Genomic DNA, 6,240 nt, shown 5'->3' with positions numbered 1-6,240 from the left:
AGCGTCGTTCTCTCATCTGCCGAAAAAAGTACCGACGGCCTGCATCGATTGCCGTGGACCTGCGGCGCGAGACGACCGTGCCGACTACCACTCGACACAGTCCGCCGATTGATCAAAGATAGGGTTGCATAACCTTCCCATCTCGTCAAATGGCAAAACAAGTTCCCATGCGATCACATAAAGGATTCCGCCAGGTCTGTTTCTGCAGATCAGACCTGGGATTCGAGTGCGGTCTCAATATTCGGTGCGTCATGCGCCGGGTACGCATGCACCAAGGCGGTAGCGAGTTTGGGTACCGCGTGAGTGAGCGAATGCTCGGCGCTGTGTGCAATCGCGTGAGCTTCGGCAAGCGTTGCCCGGGGATCGATGTCGAGTTCTGCATCGGCATGCAGTCGGTGTCCGATCCACCGCATCTTCAGATCACGAACACCGAGGACTCCGGGTTCGTGCATCAATGCATGCTCGGCGCCGTCCACCAACTCCGGTTCGACGCCGTCCATCAACCGCCGGAAGACGTCTCGCGCTGCAGTCCTCAGCACCGCCACGATGGCCACGGTGATGACAAGGCCGATGATCGGATCTGCCAACGGGAAACCCAGCGCAACTCCCCCGGCCCCCAGAAGGACTGCGAGCGAGGTGAATCCGTCTGTCCGAGCATGCAATCCATCGGCCACCAGGGCCGCTGAACCGATTTGCCTGCCGACCCTGATCCGATACAACGCCACCAATTCGTTTCCGATGAAACCGATCAAACCTGCCGCCGCTACCCAACCGAGGTGCTCGATCTCGACCGGGTTGATCAATCGCCTCACCGCCTCGACACCGGCGATCACTGCCGACAGTGCGATCATGGCGAGCACGAACAGTCCGGCCAAATCCTCCGCACGCCCGAAACCATAGGTATAGCGCCTGGTTGCAGCGCGCCGACCGAGCGCAAAGGCAATCCAGAGTGGGACTGCCGTGAGCGCGTCGGAGAAGTTGTGAATGGTGTCCGCCAGCAGCGCCACCGAACCCGAGATCGCCACGATCGCAACCTGAGCAACTGCGGTGACTCCGAGCGCGACAAGACTGATCTTGACCGCCCGGATGCCGATTGCGCTCGATTCCAATGCGTCGTCAACACTGTCGGCAGCGTCGTGACTGTGCGGGGAGAACACTTCGCGGACTGCCGATCGAAATCCCTTCGGCCCGTGGCCGTGTCCGTGGCCGTGGCCGTGACCGTGGGACGTCTTTGGTTCGTGCGTCATGACGCACCTTCTTCTTGATCGCTACGATCGACCTTCGCCGAGCGCTCCGGGTGTATCTCCCGAAGCTCACCTTCACTACGGTGATGCCCCGGCAATCCTGGTCCGGCATGCTCGGCATTGAAGACCGCATCCGTAACCAGTTGGCGCACATGGTCGTTCTCCAGACGATAGAACACCGTCGTACCATCGCGGCGCGTTCGTACCAACCTTGCCATGCGCAATTTCGCCAGGTGCTGCGACACCGAGGGCGCCGGCTTGCCGACGCGTTCCGCCAGTTCGTTCACCGAGCACTCGCGGTCTACCAATGCCCACAAAACCTGCACACGGGTTGCGTCGGCCAGCATGCGGAACACCTCGACTACGAGGTCGACTTGATCCTCGGGAAGCTTGCGGCGACAAACACCACTATCTGCGTTCATACGTAGATAGTAGATCATGCTGGACGCCGAAGATGACCTCTCGTCGATTCACCAGTTGTGCAAAGCTTGGCGGCAGAGCCCTTCGCCACTCGCAGACCGGGAGACAACGATGAGTACCGACGATTGGAACGCAGGAATCATTGCGGAGTTTCGGGAGAACGAGGGCAAGGTAGGTGGCCCCTTCGAAGGTGCGCCCATGGTGTTGGTCCACCACACAGGACGCAAATCCGGACGCGATTTCGTGAGTCCCATGATGTATCTGGCAGACGAGCAGGATCCGAAGACCATCTACGTTTTTGCATCCAAGGCCGGTGCCCCGACCAATCCCGACTGGTACTACAACCTCGTTGCCACCGACCAGGCAGAGGTCGAGATCGGCACCGAAACATACCCGGTCTCCGTCAGCGAAGTAACCGGCGAGAAGCGTGACCGCATCTACGACGAGCAGGCCAGTCGATACCCGGGATTTGCCGAATATGCGGAGAAGACAGCTGGGATCCGCACAATCCCGGTGGTGGCACTGACTCGCGCGTAAATCCAGGTAGCGCCTCCCTGTCGTTTCCATTCGGAAACGGCAGGGATCGTTTGTACGGAATCACGACACTGAAGACGCTTTGACCTCAGCCTTCGAATGCCGTCCGAGCAGCACGTATCCGACCCAGGATCCGACAACCACTGTCGCCGCGAGCGCCTGTACCAGGCCTTCGATACTCGCCGGATAGAACACGCCGGTGATGTAGTGCGAGATGAATCCGGTGGACGGCAACTCCGCGATACCGGCCATTCGGCGGGCCCAGTTCTCGAGATTGGTCAGCGGGCAGTCATATCCGACCGCTATCGAACCGGCTCCCCAGACGACTGCAAGAAGGTGAAAACCGATGGTACGACGCCACTTCCACGCCACGAACCCACCCAGCACCACATAGAGGACAAACGCGAAGTGGACGAACACCGTCACTACTTCGATGAGCCGATACACCATCGTCGCCTCCGCTCGTGGCGCGGAAGTCCCGCAACAACCAGACTAATCCGATGTTAGTCCTCGCAGAGGTGATCTACCCGGTGTATGCAGCGGTCGTGCGAGCAGCGGCGGCTGCGGCCGCATCCGGGTCGTCGCCCGATGCGATCGCAGCTTCGGCCCACAGTTCACTGCTTCCCGCGATGAATGCCCTGGCCTCGTCGCTCGCCGACCACTCAGGTGTCTCGAGTGGCGTCGCGATCCCCAGTTCCACGTGTCGAGCCAGCCCGAGCAGTCCCATGTCCCACCCGACACCGACGGCACCTGGACCGTACTCGGCCCACCGATCCGGCTCCACGTCCGCGGCATGTTCGAAATCGAACAGCGTTGCACCACTGCCCTTTTCGGCGAGATTTACAGTCACATAGCTCACATCGCCGCCATATTCCCAGGTGATGCGAAGAGTTCGAGGAGCTTCGCACGCCAAAATCTCGCCGCCGGCGTTGCCCTCGAGCTGATAGTGGCCGCCGATCATGGCTTCTCCCGCGACCGGCATGAACCATTGGCGAATGCGGTCGAACTCGGTGATCGCCGCCCAGACCGTGCCTATTGGTGCCGCGAGAGTCCGCGACATGCGCAGCATGCGCGTTTTCCCCTCGTCTCCGCCGAACGGGCCCAGTTCTCGCGCCACCAACTGCAACGAATCAACTGCTTTGTCGACCATGAGACTCCTCGGTTCGAGCGAAACTTTCAGCTCAGGCGCTGCTGTAGATGTACCGATACTTCTTCTCCAGCGGCACTCTTGCCGATCGCCTTGCAGAGCGCCACGCGCAGCGGAAGCCAGTGTGGACCGTCACCGGACGGCATCAGCGTCGCCTCGAAGGGATGTTCACCATCGAGAGTCCCGACTACCTTCACAGCGCGCCTCGTTCCCAGAAGTTCCGCCGAACCAGGCACCGTCAGAAATGTCGCAAACGCCCCGTCTTTCTCGATGGGTGAGGTGAACGAGTAATCGAGCGGTTGTGGAGTCTTGTCAGCGGCCATGTCGCGTCACTGTTCCGCAGCGAGTAGGACGTCGGTGTCGAAACACGTGTGAGTGCCGGTGTGGCACGCGGCTCCCTCCTGATCGACGATCAGCAAGACCGAATCGCCGTCACAGTCGAGTCGCACTTCGTGGACGTACTGGGTGTGCCCCGACGTCTCACCCTTGACCCAGTATTGCTGGCGCGAGCGCGAATAGTACGTCCCCTTACGGGTTTCCAGTGTTCGTGCGAGCGCTTCGTCGTCCATCCACGCGACCATCAGCACATCACCGGTCGACTTCTCCTGCGCAACCGCGCTGAACAGTCCGGCGTCGTTTCGCTTCAGCTTCGCCGCGATTGCGGGATCAAGACTCATATGACGTTTATACCTTCCACCTGTGACTTCCGTGGAATTCCCCTGCTTGGTCGCCGTAGAATGGAGGTTTCTTCGCTTCTCGCTCTGGAAGAGGATCCGACATGAACCATCAACGTCATGACGGCCCACACCCGGAGTACACCTGCCACCTCGTGAACGCGAGCACCGATCGCGTCCCGACCCGCCACATCGTTGTCGGGATCGGCGCAGGCCTGAGCAGCAAGAATGTCGTCAGCTACGGATTGACGCTTGCCGCCAAGGAGGATTCAGCACTCCACGTCGTTCACTGCATCACGTCCGAGGACTTGCCTGTCGAAACCGACTCACCACAGTTCGAAACGCGTCTGCACGACGAGATGGTGTCGCAACGCGAACAGACAACCTCGACACTTGCCTCGCACACGGACACCTGGACATACGACTGTACCTACGGCGACCCGGCCGGTGTCATCCTCGCGACCGCGGACAAGTACGACGCCTTCACCATCGTGATCGGCTCACCGCGAAAAGGCGCTGCCTCCGCGGTGAGCCAACTGATACACAGCTCGGTCTCTTCCCGACTGAACCGGCAGAACCGCTATCCCGTGATATCGGTTCCGAGCGGAGTCAGATCGGCGAGATAGCCGAACACGGGGCATGCCCGCCTAGCTGATCGAATAATCCTCGAGCGGAAAGCGTTTCGCTTCGACAAACGCATTGCGTGTAGACGTGGGCCGCAGGATCGCAGCCTCCCCGTGCTGATTGAAGTAGTAGCTCCGCGCAGTCTGGCAACTGCCGCCGTAAAAGACGGAGTCCGCGAGGTTCTCCGTCATCCGGTCCAGGAACTCGGCGTTGGCGGTTTCGGTGACCTCGAACGTCTCCGCGCCACGCCGCTTCACCTCGCCGAACAGTCGATCCATGTGCTGCATCTGGGATTCGATAGTCGTGAAGTAGGACAACCCGCTGTACGAGTACGGACTGGCGAGCGTGAGGAAATTGGGGAAGTAGGGAACCGCGACCCCCTCATAGGCCTGGAAACGGTTGTCGCGCCACCACTTACCGAGGTTTCGGCCCTCACGGCCGACAACCTCGATGGCCGGAAAGTTCACATCCCAGAGGTTGAATCCCGTTGCCAGCACCAGCGTGTCGATCTCGGTCTTGCGGCCGTCGGCCGTGACGATTCCGTCGGCAGCAATGTGGTCGATCGACGTGGTTTCGAGGTGCACGTTGTCTTTGGTGAAGGTACGGAAATAGCTGTTCGAGAATGTGGGTCGCTTGCACCCGAAGTCGTAGTCCGGTGTGAGTTGCTCGCGGAGATGCGCGTCACGGACCTGCGACCGCAGAAACGCTCGTGATGCGGCTGCAGCGCCCTTGTTCAACAGTTTGACCTGCTTGTAATGCAGGACCGCACTGACCATGATCATTTCGAGTATCGACGAACTGGCAGCGCGGGCGATTCGCTGGGTGAGCGGAATGCGCGAGAACAGCTTCTGCACTGCGCTCGGAATGGGGACGTCGATCTTGGGAACGACCCAGATCGGGGTGCGTTGGTAGACGGTCAACTCTGCGGCCTCCCGCGCCACCTCGGGGATCAACTGCACGGCGGTGGCGCCGGTTCCGATGATTGCAGTCTTGGTGCCCGACAAGTCGTAGGAATCGTCCCAGGCGGTGGTGTGGATGATCTTGCCCGCAAATTCATCGATACCGGAGATGTCCGGTCGATGGGGCTGCGAGAGGAAACCCGTCGCAGTCAGGAGGTACTTGGCAGTGATGTCCGGTGCCCCCTCCACGGAGACCACCCAGTGCGAGGAATCTTCGTTCCAGCGGGCTCCGTTGACCACGGCACCGAACGTCATGTGCTTCCGCAGGTCGTACTTGTCCGCGACATGATCGGCGTACTTCTTGAGTTCGGCACCCGGTGCGAAGAGCCTGGACCAGTTCGGATTGGGCTCGAACGAATACGAGTAGGTGACCGACGCGATGTCGACAGCCAAACCGGGATAGCGGTTGACGTGCCAGGTTCCACCCAGATCGTCCTCACGCTCGAGGATCGCCAGGTTGTCCAGGCCCATCCGCTTGAGTTGAATGGCCGCACCCATTCCGCCGAAGCCCGCCCCCACCACTACTGCGTCGTACTGCACTGCCATCGGAGAATCCCTCTCATGAACTGCACACCCATGAACCACGCACCCGTGAACTGCACATCAGAAACTGACACGTCATTCCGTTATTGAGAACG

9 protein-coding genes are annotated in these 6,240 nt (G+C 60.4%); 2 read left to right on the top strand and 7 right to left on the bottom strand.

What is annotated here, in order from left to right; translation table 11 throughout:
- Window positions 1-209: 209 nt before the first annotated feature.
- Both H351_RS15945 and H351_RS15940 read right to left on the bottom strand, forming a co-directional pair.
- Entirely contained in the window at window positions 210-1,247 is a 1,038-nt protein-coding gene (locus tag H351_RS15945) for a cation diffusion facilitator family transporter (protein WP_029255498.1), read from the bottom strand.
- Window positions 1,244-1,666 (bottom strand): ArsR/SmtB family transcription factor, encoded by a 423-nt coding sequence (locus H351_RS15940; protein WP_029255499.1) that lies wholly within the window; start codon window positions 1,664-1,666, stop codon window positions 1,244-1,246. Before H351_RS15940 ends, H351_RS15945 begins: the two co-directional genes overlap by 4 nt.
- A gap of 109 nt (window positions 1,667-1,775) precedes the next feature.
- On the opposite strand from H351_RS15940, the gene H351_RS15935 reads away from it, so the two are divergent.
- Window positions 1,776-2,201, top strand: coding sequence for a nitroreductase/quinone reductase family protein (locus H351_RS15935; RefSeq protein ID WP_029255500.1), 426 nt, complete (start codon window positions 1,776-1,778; stop codon window positions 2,199-2,201).
- 60 nt (window positions 2,202-2,261) lie between these two features.
- On the opposite strand, the gene H351_RS15930 is transcribed toward H351_RS15935, so the two are convergent.
- The 4 genes from H351_RS15930 to hisI form a co-directional block, all read right to left on the bottom strand.
- Complete coding sequence (locus H351_RS15930; protein ID WP_020907994.1) at window positions 2,262-2,648, bottom strand: DUF2784 domain-containing protein; 387 nt, start codon at window positions 2,646-2,648, stop codon at window positions 2,262-2,264.
- Between the two features lie 73 nt (window positions 2,649-2,721).
- Window positions 2,722-3,348 carry an SRPBCC family protein gene (locus H351_RS15925; RefSeq protein WP_029255501.1) on the bottom strand — a complete coding sequence of 209 codons (627 nt, stop codon included), beginning with the start codon at window positions 3,346-3,348 and terminating at the stop codon, window positions 2,722-2,724.
- 26 nt (window positions 3,349-3,374) lie between these two features.
- Window positions 3,375-3,668, bottom strand: a complete 294-nt coding sequence (locus H351_RS15920; RefSeq protein WP_029255502.1) for a DUF1905 domain-containing protein — start codon at window positions 3,666-3,668, stop codon at window positions 3,375-3,377.
- 6 nt (window positions 3,669-3,674) lie between these two features.
- Entirely contained in the window at window positions 3,675-4,022 is a 348-nt protein-coding gene (hisI, locus tag H351_RS15915; protein ID WP_003942390.1) for a phosphoribosyl-AMP cyclohydrolase, read from the bottom strand.
- A gap of 101 nt (window positions 4,023-4,123) precedes the next feature.
- Between hisI and H351_RS15910 the strand changes: the two genes are divergently transcribed.
- A complete protein-coding gene (locus H351_RS15910) occupies window positions 4,124-4,645 on the top strand; it encodes a universal stress protein (RefSeq protein ID WP_020969784.1) in 522 nt (173 codons plus the stop codon).
- A 21-nt stretch (window positions 4,646-4,666) separates the two neighbouring features.
- On the opposite strand, the gene H351_RS15905 is transcribed toward H351_RS15910, so the two are convergent.
- Window positions 4,667-6,148 carry a flavin-containing monooxygenase gene (locus H351_RS15905; RefSeq protein ID WP_029255503.1) on the bottom strand — a complete coding sequence of 494 codons (1,482 nt, stop codon included), beginning with the start codon at window positions 6,146-6,148 and terminating at the stop codon, window positions 4,667-4,669.
- Window positions 6,149-6,240 lie beyond the last annotated feature (92 nt).

The sequence above is a fragment of the Rhodococcus erythropolis R138 genome (genome assembly GCF_000696675.2).
GTDB lineage: Bacteria > Actinomycetota > Actinomycetes > Mycobacteriales > Mycobacteriaceae > Rhodococcus_F > Rhodococcus_F erythropolis.
Note: the sequence above shows the minus strand (reverse complement) of the source record. Positions and strands in the feature narration are given on the sequence as shown.

Excerpts from the sequence above, each read along its gene's own strand:
- H351_RS15905 (WP_029255503.1), bottom strand. The coding sequence starts at position 6,148 with ATGGCAGTGCAGTACGACGCAGTAGTGGTGGGGGCGGGCTTCGGCGGA.
- H351_RS15925 (WP_029255501.1), bottom strand. The coding sequence starts at position 3,348 with ATGGTCGACAAAGCAGTTGATTCGTTGCAGTTGGTGGCGCGAGAACTG.
- H351_RS15920 (WP_029255502.1), bottom strand. The coding sequence starts at position 3,668 with ATGGCCGCTGACAAGACTCCACAACCGCTCGATTACTCGTTCACCTCA.
- H351_RS15930 (WP_020907994.1), bottom strand. The coding sequence starts at position 2,648 with ATGGTGTATCGGCTCATCGAAGTAGTGACGGTGTTCGTCCACTTCGCG.
- H351_RS15945 (WP_029255498.1), bottom strand. The coding sequence starts at position 1,247 with ATGACGCACGAACCAAAGACGTCCCACGGTCACGGCCACGGCCACGGA.
- H351_RS15935 (WP_029255500.1), top strand. The coding sequence starts at position 1,776 with ATGAGTACCGACGATTGGAACGCAGGAATCATTGCGGAGTTTCGGGAG.
- H351_RS15940 (WP_029255499.1), bottom strand. The coding sequence starts at position 1,666 with ATGAACGCAGATAGTGGTGTTTGTCGCCGCAAGCTTCCCGAGGATCAA.
- hisI (WP_003942390.1), bottom strand. The coding sequence starts at position 4,022 with ATGAGTCTTGATCCCGCAATCGCGGCGAAGCTGAAGCGAAACGACGCC.
- H351_RS15910 (WP_020969784.1), top strand. The coding sequence starts at position 4,124 with ATGAACCATCAACGTCATGACGGCCCACACCCGGAGTACACCTGCCAC.